The sequence below is a fragment of the Kitasatospora albolonga genome (genome assembly GCA_002082585.1).
GTDB lineage: Bacteria > Actinomycetota > Actinomycetes > Streptomycetales > Streptomycetaceae > Streptomyces > Streptomyces stephensoniae.
Map to the genome: position 1 here is coordinate 1166564 of CP020563.1, position 14255 is coordinate 1180818.

The 14255-nt window shown below is 70.6% G+C and carries 10 protein-coding genes; 6 read left to right on the forward strand and 4 right to left on the reverse strand.

Features of this window, described 5'->3' with window-relative positions; translation table 11 throughout:
* Positions 1-37: 37 nt before the first annotated feature.
* Positions 38-3550: a methionine synthase gene (locus tag B7C62_04950; protein ARF71673.1), complete on the reverse strand. Its 3513-nt coding sequence runs from the start codon at positions 3548-3550 to the stop codon at positions 38-40.
* 239 nt (positions 3551-3789) lie between these two features.
* On the opposite strand from B7C62_04950, the gene B7C62_04955 reads away from it, so the two are divergent.
* The 6 genes from B7C62_04955 to B7C62_04980 all read left to right on the forward strand — a co-directional run bounded on the left by B7C62_04955 (position 3790) and on the right by B7C62_04980 (position 11340).
* On the forward strand, positions 3790-4554 hold the full coding sequence (locus B7C62_04955) for an IclR family transcriptional regulator (GenBank protein ID ARF71674.1): 765 nt from the start codon (positions 3790-3792) through the stop codon (positions 4552-4554).
* A 333-nt stretch (positions 4555-4887) separates the two neighbouring features.
* Positions 4888-5679: an aquaporin family protein gene (locus B7C62_04960; protein ARF71675.1), complete on the forward strand. Its 792-nt coding sequence runs from the start codon at positions 4888-4890 to the stop codon at positions 5677-5679.
* 79 nt (positions 5680-5758) lie between these two features.
* Positions 5759-7303 carry a glycerol kinase gene (locus B7C62_04965; protein ID ARF71676.1) on the forward strand — a complete coding sequence of 515 codons (1545 nt, stop codon included), beginning with the start codon at positions 5759-5761 and terminating at the stop codon, positions 7301-7303.
* A 15-nt stretch (positions 7304-7318) separates the two neighbouring features.
* Positions 7319-8929, forward strand: coding sequence for a glycerol-3-phosphate dehydrogenase (locus B7C62_04970; GenBank protein ARF71677.1), 1611 nt, complete (start codon positions 7319-7321; stop codon positions 8927-8929).
* 132 nt (positions 8930-9061) lie between these two features.
* On the forward strand, positions 9062-10120 hold the full coding sequence (locus B7C62_04975; protein ID ARF71678.1) for a luciferase: 1059 nt from the start codon (positions 9062-9064) through the stop codon (positions 10118-10120).
* A 134-nt stretch (positions 10121-10254) separates the two neighbouring features.
* Positions 10255-11340, forward strand: coding sequence for a hypothetical protein (locus B7C62_04980; GenBank protein ID ARF71679.1), 1086 nt, complete (start codon positions 10255-10257; stop codon positions 11338-11340).
* A gap of 105 nt (positions 11341-11445) precedes the next feature.
* On the opposite strand, the gene B7C62_04985 is transcribed toward B7C62_04980, so the two are convergent.
* The 3 genes from B7C62_04985 to B7C62_04995 all read right to left on the reverse strand — a co-directional run bounded on the left by B7C62_04985 (position 11446) and on the right by B7C62_04995 (position 14200).
* Positions 11446-12675 (reverse strand): cysteine--1-D-myo-inosityl 2-amino-2-deoxy-alpha-D-glucopyranoside ligase, encoded by a 1230-nt coding sequence (locus B7C62_04985; protein ID ARF71680.1) that lies wholly within the window; start codon positions 12673-12675, stop codon positions 11446-11448.
* 131 nt (positions 12676-12806) lie between these two features.
* A complete protein-coding gene (locus tag B7C62_04990; protein ARF71681.1) occupies positions 12807-13646 on the reverse strand; it encodes a phosphatidylinositol kinase in 840 nt (279 codons plus the stop codon).
* Entirely contained in the window at positions 13610-14200 is a 591-nt protein-coding gene (locus B7C62_04995; GenBank protein ID ARF71682.1) for a hypothetical protein, read from the reverse strand. Before B7C62_04995 ends, B7C62_04990 begins: the two co-directional genes overlap by 37 nt.
* Positions 14201-14255: the final 55 nt, after the last annotated feature.

The following is a 14255-nucleotide window of genomic DNA, read 5'->3' on the forward strand; positions in this document are numbered from 1 at the left end:
TGCGCGAACGGCGCGAGGCCGTGGTGCGACCGGGTGGTTACCGCGCGTTGAAGTACTTGGCTTCGGGGTGGTGGATGACGAGGGCGTCGGTGGACTGTTCGGGGTGGAGCTGGAATTCCTCGGAGAGTTCGACGCCGATGCGCTCCGGCTGGAGGAGGTCGGCGATCTTGGCGCGGTCTTCGAGGTCGGGGCAGGCGCCGTAGCCGAGGGAGAAGCGTGCACCGCGGTATTTGAGGGCGAACATGTCCTCGACGTCGGTGGGGTCTTCGGCGGCGAAGCCGAGTTCGCTGCGGACGCGGGCGTGCCAGTACTCGGCGAGGGCTTCGGCGAGCTGGACGGAGAGGCCGTGGAGTTCGAGGTAGTCGCGGTAGGAGTTGGCGGCGAAGAGTTCGGCGGTGGCTTCGCCGATGCGGGAGCCGACGGTGACGACCTGGAGGCCGATGACGTCGGTTTCGCCGGATTCTTCGGGGCGGAAGAAGTCGGCGAGGCAGAGGCGGCGGCCGCGGCGTTGGCGGGGGAAGGTGAAGCGGGTGCGTTCGGAGCCGTCCTCGTGGAGGAGGATGAGGTCTTCGCCCTTGGAGACGCAGGGGAAGTAGCCGTAGACGACGGCGGCTTCGAGGAGGTTGTTGGACTGGAGGTGGTCGAGCCAGCCGCGCAGGTGGGGGCGGCCCTCGGTCTCGACCAGTTCCTCGTACGTCGGTCCGTCGCCGGTCCTGGCCTGCTTCAGGCCCCACTGGCCCTTGAACAGGGCGCCCTCGTCCAGCCAGGAGGCGTACTCCTTCAGCGGGATGCCCTTGATCACCCGAGTACCCCAGAACGGCGGGGTGGGGACCGGGTTGGTCGTGGAGACGTCCGAGCGCACCGAGCCCTCGGGCTCCTCGACCTCCAGCACGGGGACGTCCTTCTTGGGGACCCGACGCTGCTTCAGCTCGGGCAGAGCCGCTCCCGGCACCCCGCGCTTGACCCCGATGAGCGCGTCCATGAGGCGCAGCCCCTCGAAGGCGTCACGGGCGTAACGCACCTCGCCCTCGTAGATCTCATGGAGGTCCTGCTCGACATACGCCCTGGTCAGCGCGGCGCCGCCGAGGATGACCGGGAAGTCTGCGGCCATCTTGCGCTGGTTGAGCTCCTGGAGGTTCTCCTTCATGATCACGGTGGATTTGACGAGGAGGCCGGACATGCCGATGACGTCGGCGCGGTGTTCCTCGGCGGCTTCGAGGATCGCGGAGACGGGCTGCTTGATCCCGAGGTTGACGACGTTGTAGCCGTTGTTGGACAGGATGATGTCGACGAGGTTCTTGCCGATGTCGTGGACGTCGCCGCGGACGGTGGCGAGCACGATGGTGCCCTTGCCCTCGTCGTCGGACTTCTCCATGTGCGGCTCCAGATGAGCCACCGCACTCTTCATCACCTCCGCCGACTGAAGGACGAAGGGCAGCTGCATCTGGCCGGAGCCGAACAGCTCACCGACCACCTTCATGCCCTCCAAAAGGGTGTTGTTCACAATGTCCAGAGCCGGGGTGGTGAGGAGGGCCTCGTCGAGGTCGGCCTCCAGACCGTTCTTCTCCCCGTCGATGATCCGCCGCTGGAGCCGCTCGTCCAGCGGGAGGGCCATCAGCTCCTCGGCCTTCCCCGCCTTCATCGACTTCATGTTGACGCCCTCGAACAGCTCCATCAGCTTCTGGAGGGGGTCGTAGCCCTCGGCACGGCGGTCGTAGATCAGGTCCAGGGCGACCTTGACCTGCTCCTCCTCCAGCCGCGCGATCGGCAGGATCTTCGACGCGTGCACGATCGCGGAATCCAGCCCCGCCTTCACACACTCGTCCAGGAACACGGAGTTCAGCACCACCCGGGCGGCCGGGTTCAGGCCGAAGGAAATGTTCGACAGACCCAGCGTGGTCTGCACATCCGGGTGCCGCTTCTTCAGCTCCCGGATCGCCCCGATCGTCGCGATACCGTCCCCCCGCGACTCCTCCTGACCCGTGCAGATCGTGAACGTCAGCGTGTCAATGAGAATGTCGGACTCGCGGATGCCCCAGTTGGTGGTGAGGTCCGCGATCAGCCGCTCCGCGATCGCCACCTTGTGCTCAATGGTGCGGGCCTGCCCCTCCTCATCGATGGTGAGCGCGATCAACGCGGCGCCGTGCTCGGCGGCCAGGGCACTGACCTGCGCGAACCGCGACTCCGGCCCGTCCCCGTCCTCGTAATTCACCGAGTTCAGCACCGCCCGGCCACCCAGCTGCTCCAGACCCGCTCGCAGGACGTCCAGCTCGGTGGAGTCCAGCACGATCGGGAGCGTGGAAGCGGTCGCGAAACGGCCGGCCAGCTCCCTCATGTCCGCCACACCGTCACGGCCCACATAGTCCACGCACAGATCCAGCATGTGCGCGCCCTCACGGATCTGGTCGCGCGCCATCTCCACACAGTCGTCCCACCGGGCCTCCAGCATCGCCTCACGGAACTTCTTCGAACCGTTGGCGTTCGTCCGCTCCCCGATCGCCAGATACGCCGTGTCCTGCCGGAACGGAACATGCTGGTACAGCGACGCGGCACCCGGCTCCGGACGCGGCTCGCGCTCGGGCGGGGTGAGCCCCTGGGCCCGCTCCACGACGGCCTTCATGTGGGCCGGGGTCGTACCGCAGCAGCCGCCGATCAGGGAGAGGCCGTAGTCGCGGACGAACAGCTCCTGGGAGTCCGCGAGGCCGTCGGGGCCGAGCGGGAAGTGCGCGCCGTCCTTGGTGAGGACGGGCAGACCGGCGTTGGGCATGCACATCAGGGGCGTACGGGAGTGGCGGGCGAGGTAGCGCAGGTGCTCGCTCATCTCGTCCGGGCCGGTCGAGCAGTTCAGCCCGATCAGGTCGATACCGAGCGGCTCCAGGGCGGTCAGCGCCGCGCCGATCTCGGAGCCGAGCAGCATGACGCCGGTCGTCTCGAAGGCGAGGGAGCAGATCAGCGGCACGTCGATGCCCAGGGCGTCCATCGCCCGGCGCGCGCCGATGATGCTGGACTTGGTCTGGAGCAGGTCCTGGGTGGTCTCGACGATCAGGGCGTCCGAGCCGCCCGCGAGGAGGCCCTCGGCGTTCCGCTGGTAGCCGTCGCGCAGGATGTCGTACGTGATGTGGCCGAGCGAGGGCAGCTTGGTGCCGGGGCCGATCGAGCCGAGGACCCAGCGCTGGCGGCCGTCCTTGGCGGCGAACTCGTCGGCCACCTCACGGGCGATCCGGGCGCCCGACTCGGAGAGCTCGAAGATCCGGTCGGCGATCTCGTACTCGTTGGCCGCGGAGTGGTTCGCGCCGAAGGTGTTGGTCTCCACGCAGTCGACGCCGACCGCGAAGTACTCCTCGTGGACCGTGCGCACGATGTCGGGGCGGGTGATGTTCAGGATCTCGTTGCAGCCCTCGAGGTTCTCGAAGTCCTCGAGCGTCGGGTCCTGCGCCTGGAGCATGGTGCCCATCGCACCGTCGGCCACCACCACCCGGGTGGCGAGCGCCTCGCGCAGGGCTGCTGCGCGGGTCCGGCTGTCGGGGGCGGGTGTCGGCAACGAGGCCATGGATGATCTCCCAGGGATGCGACGGCTGTCGGCTTTGCGTCCTTCTTGGGGAAGGCGCACTCCGTCAGCGTAGCCGGACACCTCAAGGCGTGGTCGGTCCGTCCATGAGGCGGACTGCATGCTGTGCGGGTGCGGCGCGGCCGACCGGCAGGAGGAGACTTTCCCCCGGAGTCCGGCGCAGGTCGGCATCGACCGATAGTGTTCAGCATTGTCGAACCGAGGTGGAGGAGTACGGCGCGATGGCCAAGAACATCCAGTCGCTGGAGCGGGCGGCCGCGATGCTGCGTCTGCTGGCGGGCGGCGAGCGGCGGCTCGGGCTGTCCGACATCGCCTCCTCCCTGGGGCTGGCCAAGGGCACCGCCCACGGAATCCTGCGCACTCTCCAGCTGGAGGGGTTCGTCGAGCAGGACGCGGCCTCGGGGCGCTACCAGCTCGGCGCGGAGCTGCTGCGGCTGGGCAACAGCTATCTGGACGTCCACGAGCTGCGGGCCCGCGCCCTGGTCTGGACGGACGACCTGGCCCGCTCCAGCGGCGAGAGTGTCCACCTGGGCGTGCTCCACCAGCACGGCGTCCTCATCGTGCACCACGTCTTCCGGCCCGACGACAGCCGCCAGGTGCTGGAGGTCGGGGCGATGCAGCCGCTGCACTCCACGGCGCTCGGCAAGGTGCTGTCCGCGTACGACCCGGTGGCGCACAGCGAGGTGCTGGAGGCGGAGCGCCGTGCCTTCACCGCGCGTACGGTGACGGCCACCGACGAGTTCGAGGCGATGCTCGACCTGATCCGCGCCCAGGGCTGGGCCGCCGACGCCGAGGAGACCTGGGAGGGGGTGGCCGCCGTCGCCGCCCCGGTCCACGACCGGCGCAGGATGCCGGTGGGCGCGGTGGCCGTCACGGGCGCGGTGGAGCGGGTGGCGCCGGGCGGTGCGCTGCGGCCCGAGCTGATCGCGGCCGTACGGGACTGCGCCCGGGCGGTCTCCCGGGACCTGGGCGCCGGGCGCTTCTGAGCACCGGGGCGGCCACCCCCGTAACGCATCCCGCACGCGCCCGCTCGCGCCCGCGCGCCCGTGGGCGCATCGTGGGGTAACGATCGCGTCGCGCACCGAGTCCTGCACCACAGAACCCTTGACGCTTCCTTCACTCGGGGGAAACACTGCCGTTCAACGGTCGGCATTGTCGAACGCCTAACGGCAATACGCGTTAGGGTGTGACAGTGCCAAGGGCCGGTCAAGCCCTTACAGGTGGGCTGCCCACACCTCGTGGACACCCATCTGGGGCGCGGATCACCGGAGGGACCCGGTGTTCCGCTCTCCCCTGGACGAAGGACAAAGGAGTCGCGGGTGTCCAGCTCCGACATTTTCATCGGCGAGACCATCGGTACCGCCGTACTCATCCTGCTCGGCGGCGGTGTCTGTGCCGCCGTCACGCTGAAGCGCTCGAAGGCCCGCAACGCGGGCTGGCTGGCCATCACCTTCGGGTGGGGTTTCGCCGTGCTGACCGGCGCCTATCTGGCCGGCGGCGTCTCGGGTGCCCACCTCAACCCCGCGGTCACCCTCGGCCTCGCCATTCAGGGCGGTACCGCGTGGGGCGATGTCCCCCTCTACCTCGGCTCCCAGCTGCTCGGCGCGATGATCGGCGCCGTCCTGGTCTACGCGGTGTACTACGGGCAGTTCCACGCCCACCTCACCGACCCGGAGATCGTCGGGACGAAGTCCACCGACGAGGGCATGGTCGACCAGACCGCCGCCCCCAAGGCCGGACCGGTGCTCGGGATCTTCTCCACCGGCCCCGAGATCCGCAACGGTGTGCAGAACGTCGTCACCGAGGTCATAGCCACCGTCGTGCTGGTCCTGGCGATCCTGACCCAGGGCCTCAACGCCGAGGGCAACGGCCTGGGCGTGCTCGGCGCCCTGGTCACCGCCCTGGTCGTCGTCGGTATCGGCCTCTCGCTCGGCGGGCCCACCGGCTACGCCATCAACCCGGTCCGCGACCTCGGACCGCGCATCGTGCACGCGGTGCTGCCGCTGCCGAACAAGGGTGGTTCGGACTGGGGCTACGCGTGGGTACCCATCGTGGGTCCGCTCATCGGCGGCGCGCTCGCCGGCGGGCTCTACAACCTCGCCTTCGCCTAGCCCGAGACCGGGACGCGGACCCGAGACCGGGTACCAGCGCCGTAACCCTCATCACTTCACAGACTTCCGGGAGCACACCGTGACCGACGCACACACCACCGGCACCCACGGCAGCGGGCCGTTCATCGCGGCCATCGACCAGGGCACCACCTCCAGCCGCTGCATCGTCTTCGACAAGGACGGCCGGATCGTCTCCGTCGACCAGAAGGAGCACGAGCAGATCTTCCCGAAGCCCGGCTGGGTCGAGCACGACGCCACCGAGATCTGGGAGAACGTGCAGGAGGTCGTCGCCGGGGCCATCGTCAAGGCCGGCATCACCTCCGCCGACGTCAAGGCGATCGGCATCACCAACCAGCGCGAGACCACCCTGCTCTGGGACAAGAACACCGGTGAGCCGGTCCACAACGCACTGGTCTGGCAGGACACCCGCACCGACGCGCTCTGCAAGGAGCTCGGCCGCAACGTGGGCCAGGACCGCTTCCGCCGCGAGACCGGGCTGCCGCTCGCCTCGTACTTCGCCGGGCCCAAGGTCCGCTGGCTGCTCGACAACGTCGAGGGGCTGCGCGAGCGCGCCGAGGCGGGCGACATCCTCTTCGGCACCATGGACTCCTGGGTCATCTGGAACCTGACCGGCGGCACCGACGGCGGCGTCCACGTCACCGACGTCACCAACGCCTCGCGCACCCTCCTGATGAACCTGCACACGATGACGTGGGACGAGAAGATCCTCCACTCCATCGGCATCCCGGCCGCGGTCCTCCCCGAGATCCGCTCCTCCGCCGAGGTGTACGGCAACGCCAAGGGCGGCATCCTCGACGGCGTGCCCGTCGCCTCCGCGCTCGGCGACCAGCAGGCGGCCCTGTTCGGCCAGACCTGTTTCGCCGAGGGCGAGGCCAAGTCCACGTACGGCACCGGCACCTTCATGCTGATGAACACCGGTGGCACCCCGGTGAACTCGTACAACGGGCTGCTCACCACCGTCGGCTACCAGATCGGCGACAAGCCCCCGGTGTACGCCCTGGAGGGCTCCATCGCGGTCACCGGTTCGCTGGTGCAGTGGATGCGCGACCAGATGGGCCTGATCAAGTCCGCCGCCGAGATCGAGACGCTGGCCTCCTCGGTCGAGGACAACGGCGGCGCCTACTTCGTGCCCGCCTTCTCCGGACTGTTCGCCCCCTACTGGCGTCCCGACGCCCGGGGTGTGATCGCCGGACTGACCCGTTACGTCACCAAGGCGCACATCGCCCGTGCCGTCCTGGAGGCCACCGCCTGGCAGACCCGCGAGATCAGCGACGCCATGACGAAGGACTCCGGCGTCGAGCTGACCGCGCTCAAGGTCGACGGCGGCATGACGTCCAACAACCTGCTGATGCAGACGCTCGCCGACTTCCTGGACGCGCCCGTGGTGCGCCCCATGGTCGCCGAGACCACCTGCCTCGGCGCCGCCTACGCCGCCGGTCTCGCCGTCGGCTTCTGGCCGGACACCGACGCGCTGCGCGCCAACTGGCGCCGGGCCGCCGAGTGGACCCCCCGCATGGACGCGGACACCCGTGCCCGCGAGTACAAGAGCTGGCTCAAGGCCGTCGAACGGACCATGGGCTGGATCGAGGACGAAGAAAGCTGACGAGGAGCATTCACCATGACCACCCTGCAGAGCGTTCCCGCCCTCGGAACGCACCCGGCCTCCGGCTCCCTGCCGAGCCGCGCCGAAACCCGGGAGCAGCTGTCCCGGGCGACGTACGACCTCCTGGTCATCGGCGGTGGCATCCTGGGCATCTCCACCGCCTGGCATGCCGCGCAGTCCGGGCTGCGGGTGGCTCTGGTGGACGCCGGTGACTTCGCCGGCGCCACCTCCTCCGCCTCCTCCAAGCTGCTTCACGGCGGCCTGCGCTACCTCCAGACCGGCGCGGTCAAGCTGGTCGCGGAGAACCACTTCGAGCGCCGCGCGGTCTCCCGCGAGGTGGCCCCGCACCTGGCCAACCCGCTCACCTTCTACCTGCCCGTCTACAAGGGCGGCCCGCACGGCGCGGCCAAGCTCGGCGCGGGCGTCTTCGCCTACTCCGCGCTCTCCGCGTTCGGCGACGGTGTCGGCCATGTCATCTCCCCGGCCAAGGCGTCCCGCGACGTCCCCGAGCTGCGCACCGACAACCTGAAGGCCGTCGCGGTCTACGGCGACGACCAGATGAACGACGCCCGCATGGCGCTGATGACGGTCCGCGCGGCCGTCGACGCGGGCGCGGTCGTCCTCAACCACGCGGCCGTCACGGGCCTGCGCTTCACCCGGGGCCGGGTCACGGGCGCCGAGCTGAAGGACACGGCGGACGGTACGGAGTTCGGGATCACCGCCCGCCTCGTGCTGAACGCGACCGGCCCGTGGGTCGACCACCTGCGGAAGATGGAGGACCCGAACGCGGCCCCCTCCATACGTCTGTCCAAGGGCGCCCACCTGGTCCTCAAGCGGACCCGTCCGTGGCGGGCGGCGCTGGCCACCCCGATCGACAAGTACCGCATCACGTTCGCGCTGCCGTGGGAGGACATGCTGCTCCTCGGCACGACGGACGAGGAGTACGAGGGCGATCCGGCGGACGTCTCGGTGACCGAGGCCGACACCGCGCAGATCCTCGACGAGGCGGCGTTCTCGATCAAGGACCAGCAGCTCTCGCGTGATCTGATCACCTACTCCTTCGCCGGTCTGCGGGTGCTGCCCGGCGGCCCGGGCGACACCTCCAAGGCCAAGCGCGAGACGGTCGTCACGGAGGGCCGGGGCGGGATGCTCTCGGTCGCGGGCGGCAAGTGGACGACGTTCCGCCACATCGGCCGTACGGTGATGAACAAGCTGGCCGCCCTGCCCGGGCACCCGCTGGCGGAGGACATGGAGCCGATGAACCGGCTGCCGAAGAAGCTGCCGCTGCCGGGGATCGCCAACCCGAACGCGGTCGCGCACCGGCTGCTGATCGACGGCCCCGCCCCCGGCCCCCGGATGGCGCCGGACACCGCCCGGCACCTGGCCACGCACTACGGTTCGCTCGCCTTCGACATCGCGCGGCTGGCCAACGAGAACCCGGAGCTGGCCGAGCGCGTCCACCCGGACGCCCCGGAGATCTGGGCCCAGGTCGCCTACGCCCGCGACCACGAGTGGGCCGAGACGGCGGACGACGTGCTGCGCCGCCGGACCACGCTGACGATCCGGGGCCTGGCCACGGACGAGGTCCGCGACGGCGTCGAGAAGCTGCTGGCCGACCGGGACTGACCACCCCCCACGGGGTACGGGGACGGGGGCGGCCGCCACGCGGGGGCCGCCCCCGTCCGCGTACCCGCGTGGCCCCGGCACGCGCCACACTCCCGCCATACGCGTGCAATGTGCCGCGAGGAAAGTGGGGTCATGAGATTCTCGGTGCTTTCCCTGATCGGCCATGACGCACACCCGCTGACCGGTGAACTTCCCTCGCCCTCCGACCGGTTCGAGGAAGTGATCGCCACCGCGACGGTCGCGGAGGAGCTCGGCTTCGACGCCTACGCGGTCGGCGAGCGGCACGCCGGGGCGTTCCTCTCCTCCAGCCCGAGCGTGGTGCTCGGCGCGGTCGCGGCCCGTACCACCTCGATCCGGCTGCTCACCGGGGTGACCGTCGTCGCGATCCTCGACCCGGTCCGGGTGGCGGAGGACTTCGCGACGCTCGACCAGATATCCCGGGGCCGGATCGAACTGGTCGTCGGGAAGGGCGCCGAGGCGGGCCACTTCGACCTCTTCGGGCTGGACGAGGAGCGGCAGTGGGACCTCCAGAAGGAGAAGTACGAGCTGCTGCGCAGGCTGTGGACCGAGGAAGGCGTCGACTGGGAGGGCGAGTTCAGGCCGCCGCTGAAGAACGTGACGACGGTGCCGCGTCCGTACGACGGTCTCCCCCGCGTCTGGCACGGCTCGGCCACCAGCCTCAACTCCCCCGAGCTGGCGGCGAAACACGGTGACCCGCTCTTCACCGCCAACGCCATCCAGCCGCGCGAGGCGTATGCGAAGCTCATCGCGCACTACCGGGAGCGGTTCGAGGCGTACGGGCACGATCCGGCGGAGGCACGGGTGGCGGCGGGCTCCGGCGGGCTGCTCATCGCGGACAGCTCGCAGGCGGCGGTCGCCCAGTACAAGGAGCTGTACGAGGCGCGGGTGCGGCAGACGTTCAAGCCGCATCTGGCAGGGAAGGCCGGGTACAACACCCCGTTCCGGACCATCGAGGAAGCGATCGAGAGCGGCCCGCAGCTCATCGGCTCCCCGCAGCAGATCATCGACAAGATCCTGGGGTGGCACACGGTCTACCGCCACGACCTCCAGTCGGTCACCGTGGACGGCTTCGGGCTGGGCGGGCCGGAGCAGTTGGAGACGCTCCAGCGGTTCGCGGAGGAGATCGCGCCGGTGGTGCGGCGGGAAGCTCCCTCCACCCTCTGGGAGTGAGCTGATGCACTGTTCGGCCCGATGATCCACTCCTGGTGGCAAGGTTCACCCGGCCGTGCAAACGGGCTGCGGACGGAGGGCCCCGAAGCCGTAAGGTTGCTCCGTACGTACGGAGACATCGGAAGGAGGCCCGGGTGATCGAGCTCGAGTCGGTGCCCGAGCTGATCGACCCGGTCATGGTGGCCGCGTTCGAAGGCTGGAACGATGCCGGTGACGCCGCCTCCACAGCGGTGAGCCATCTGGACCGGGAGTGGAAGGGCGAGGTGTTCGCGGCGCTGGACGCCGAGGACTACTACGACTTCCAGGTCAACCGGCCCACCGTGTGGCTGGAGAACGGGGTGCGCAAGGTCGTCTGGCCGACCACCCGGCTCTCGGTGGTGCGCGTCGGCGGGGAGAAGCCCCGGGACCTCGTCCTGGTGCGCGGGATCGAACCGTCGATGCGCTGGCGCTCGTTCTGCAACGAGATCCTCGGTTTCGCCCATGAGCTGGGTGTCGAAATGGTCGTCATCCTGGGCGCGTTGCTCGGGGACACCCCGCACACCCGGCCGGTGCCGGTGAGCGGGGTCACCTCGGACGCGGACCTGGCGCGGACGATGGACCTGGAGGAGACCCGGTACGAGGGGCCGACGGGCATCGTCGGCATTCTCCAGGAGGCGTGCACACATGCCGGGGTGCCCGCGGTGAGCCTGTGGGCGGCGGTGCCGCACTATGTGTCGCAGCCGCCGAACCCGAAGGCGACGCTGGCCCTGCTGAACCGGCTGGAGGACCTGATCGGGCTGCGCATCCCGCTGGGCGAGCTGCCCGAGGACGCGCGGGCGTGGCAGCTCGGGGTGGACCAGCTGGCGGCCGAGGACAGCGAGGTGGCGGAGTACGTCCAGACGCTGGAGGAGGCGCGGGACACCGCGGAGCTGCCCGAGGCGTCCGGCGAGGCCATCGCCCGGGAGTTCGAGCGGTATCTGCGGCGCCGGGACGGCGGTCCCGGGCAGGGGCCCGGCGGCCATGCGACGGAGAGCGGGGACTCCTCGTATCTGCGGGACCCCTCGGGCGGCCGGACCCGCCCGCCGAAGCCGCCGCGCCCGGAGACCGGGCCGGGGCAGGGCCCGGGTCCGGCGAAGAAGCCCGAGGACAGGTCCGACGGCAGGTCCGGGAACAGGCCCGAGGACAAGCCTGAGGGCAAGGGGCCTGACGAGGCGTCCGGGGAGAGTCCCGGCGAGGAGTGACGGCGGCACCGCCGTACGGCGAACGGGACCGGCCCCGGACTTCTCCACGAAGTCCGGGGCCGGTCCCGTCGGTTCGGCGCGGGCGGCGGCGGGCCGCCCTCCGTCCTACAGCGCGACTCCCAGCAGGGCGTCGACGGTACGGGAGACGAGGCCGGGCGCCCCCTCGTCCGTACCGCCCTCCGTGCTCTGGAGCTCGGCCCAGCGGTCCACGGCGGCGAGCGCCGCGGGGGTGTCCAGGTCGTCGGCGAGGGCCTCGCGGACCTCCTCGACCAGGGCGTCGGCCGACCGGCCGTCGGGGCGCGAGACGGCGGCCCGCCAGCAGGCGAGGCGCTCGACGGCGTCGGTGAGGACCTGGTCGGTCCACTCCCAGTCGGCGCGGTAGTGGTGGGAGAGCAGGGCGAGGCGGATGGCCGCCGGGTCCACGCCCTCGCGGCGCAGCGCCGAGACGAAGACGAGGTTGCCCCGGGACTTGGACATCTTCTCGCCGTCGAGACCGACCATGCCCGCGTGGACGTACGCCTTGGCGAACGGGTGCTCGCCGGTCAGCGCCTGGGCGTGCGAGGCGCCCATCTCGTGGTGCGGGAAGACGAGGTCGGAGCCGCCGCCCTGGATGTCGAAGCCCATGCCGAGGTGGTCCAGGGCGATGGCCACACACTCGATGTGCCAGCCCGGGCGGCCCTCGCCCAGGGAGGCCCCGTCCCAGCTCGGCTCGCCCGGGCGGGCGGCCATCCAGAGCATCGGGTCGAGGGGGTTCTTCTTGCCGGGGCGCTCGGGGTCGCCGCCGCGCTCGGCGGAGAGCAGGCGCATCGCCGCCGCGTCGAGGCCGGAGACCTCGCCGAAGTGCGGGTCGGCGTCGACGGAGAAGTAGATGTCGCCCTCGAGGTCGTAGGCGGCGCCCGCCTCCCGCAGCCGTTCGACGAGCGGGACGATGCCGGGTATGGCCTCGACCGCTCCGATGTAGTGCTGCGGGGGCAGCATCCGCAGGGCGGTCATGTCCTCGCGGAAGAGTGCCGTCTCGCGCTCCGCGAGCTCGGTCCAGTCCTGACCGTCGCGCACGGCCCGCTCCAGGAGCGGATCGTCCACGTCGGTCACGTTCTGGACGTAGTGAACCTGCCGCTTGGTGTCGAGCCACACGCGCTGAACGAGGTCGAACGCGTTGTAGGTCGCCGCATGACCCATGTGGGTCGCGTCGTACGGCGTGATGCCGCAGACGTAGATGCGGGCGACGGGACCGGGGTCGAGGGTGATCCGTCCGCCGGTCGCGGTGTCGTGTATCCGAAGGTCGCGGCCCTTGCCGGGCAGGGCGGGGACCTCAGAAGCGGGCCAGGCATGCATGTCATGAGCGTAACCGGACGATGCTTCCGGATACGAACCGGAGTCGCATTCCTGTCCGAAGAGGCACTCTTGCGGTAAACCTTCGAAAGGCTGTACGGATCAGGGTGTTCACCGGCGGCTGCGCGGCCCGCTCACACGGGGGGCCACGGGATCGGCGGCCACTGCCCGCTCGGCTTCGGGTGCGTCCCGGTGCCGAGCAGCCCCGCCACCCGCGCCCGCAGGGCGTCCAGTTCGGCGGCCGTGATGAGTTCCGCCATCCGGGTGGCCAGGGGCTCCCCCGGTGCCAGCTCCCCGGCGAGCGGGCCGAGCACACCCAGCGCCTCCTCGGTGAGCGGCTCGCCCGCCCAGCCCCACAGGAGGGTGCGCAGCTTGTCGTCCGCGTTGAAGGTGACGCCGTGGTCGATGCCGTACAGCCGTCCGTCGGCGGCGGGCAGCAGATGGCCGCCCTTGCGGTCCCCGTTGTTGATCACCGCGTCCAGCACCGCGAGCCGCCGCAGCCGGGGGTCGTCCGCGTGCACCAGCAGCGCCGTCCTCCCGTTCCCCACGTCGGCGAAGCCCACGGCCTTCCAGCCCTCGCCCGGCTCGTCGCCCTCGACCAGGGCCAGCAGCTCGGGCGTGTCCTCCCCGGGCTCGGGCGCGTCGATCCAGAGCTGGCACATGCCCTGCCCGTACGGCCCCTCCCGCAGCACGGTCGGCGGCACCAGGTCCCAGCCGGTCGCCCGGGAGATCTCGTACGCGGCCACCTCCCGCTGGGCGAGCGTCCCGTCGGGGAAGTCCCACAGCGGCTGCTCCCCCGCGACCGGCTTGTAGGCGCAGGTGCGCTCCTCGCCCTCGTACGCGACGGTGCAGTGCAGCACCGCGTTGGACGCCCCGCCGACCTGCCCGAGCACGGTGAGCGTGCCCTCGGTGAGCAGGGTGAGCAGCTCGGTGTCCGTCAGGCTCCGCGACGGTATCCGTTCTGGCGCGGGCATACGTGTCCTTCCGGATCGAGCGGCAGGCTGCACAGCGGGCACGGCGGCCGCCCGGCGTTGACGACGTCCAGGGCGCGCTTGGCGAACGCGCGGGCCTGGGCGCCGCTGAGCCGGACGCGGAGCATCGGCGGGCCGTTCTCCTCGTCCTGGAGGAGCTTCTCCTCGGCCTCCGCGAGGTCGTCCTCGGAGTCCGCGTCGAGCTCGACGAGGGCCTGCGCCTCGACGATCATGCGCTGTTCGTCGCCGTCCCAGGCCAGGGCCATGGTGCCGACCCGGAACTCCTCCTCGACGGGAACGTCCAGCGGGGCGGTGTCGGTGACGTCGGTGGGAGCCACGGCGGGCACCGGCGAGTTGCCCCCGGTCCGCCGGACCACCTCGTCGAGCAGTTCGTCGATCCGCTCGGCCAGGGCGGCCACCTGGGTCTTCTCCAGCGCGACGCTGGTGACCCGCCCCTTGGAGGACGCCTGGAGGAAAAACGTACGGCGGCCAGGCAACCCGACCGTACCGGCCACGAATCGGTCCGGTGGGTCGTAGAGGAACACCTGACGGGACACGTCCTGTCTCCCTTGAGAATCGTTGGGGTGGATAGCGGCGCTACGGCGCGTCCAC

Coding starts and splice junctions, on each gene's coding strand:
- B7C62_04950 (ARF71673.1), bottom strand. CDS start 3,550: ATGGCCTCGTTGCCGACACCCGCCCCCGACAGCCGGACCCGCGCAGCA.
- B7C62_04955 (ARF71674.1), top strand. CDS start 3,790: ATGGCCAAGAACATCCAGTCGCTGGAGCGGGCGGCCGCGATGCTGCGT.
- B7C62_04970 (ARF71677.1), top strand. CDS start 7,319: ATGACCACCCTGCAGAGCGTTCCCGCCCTCGGAACGCACCCGGCCTCC.
- B7C62_04975 (ARF71678.1), top strand. CDS start 9,062: ATGAGATTCTCGGTGCTTTCCCTGATCGGCCATGACGCACACCCGCTG.
- B7C62_04985 (ARF71680.1), bottom strand. CDS start 12,675: ATGCATGCCTGGCCCGCTTCTGAGGTCCCCGCCCTGCCCGGCAAGGGC.
- B7C62_04990 (ARF71681.1), bottom strand. CDS start 13,646: ATGCCCGCGCCAGAACGGATACCGTCGCGGAGCCTGACGGACACCGAG.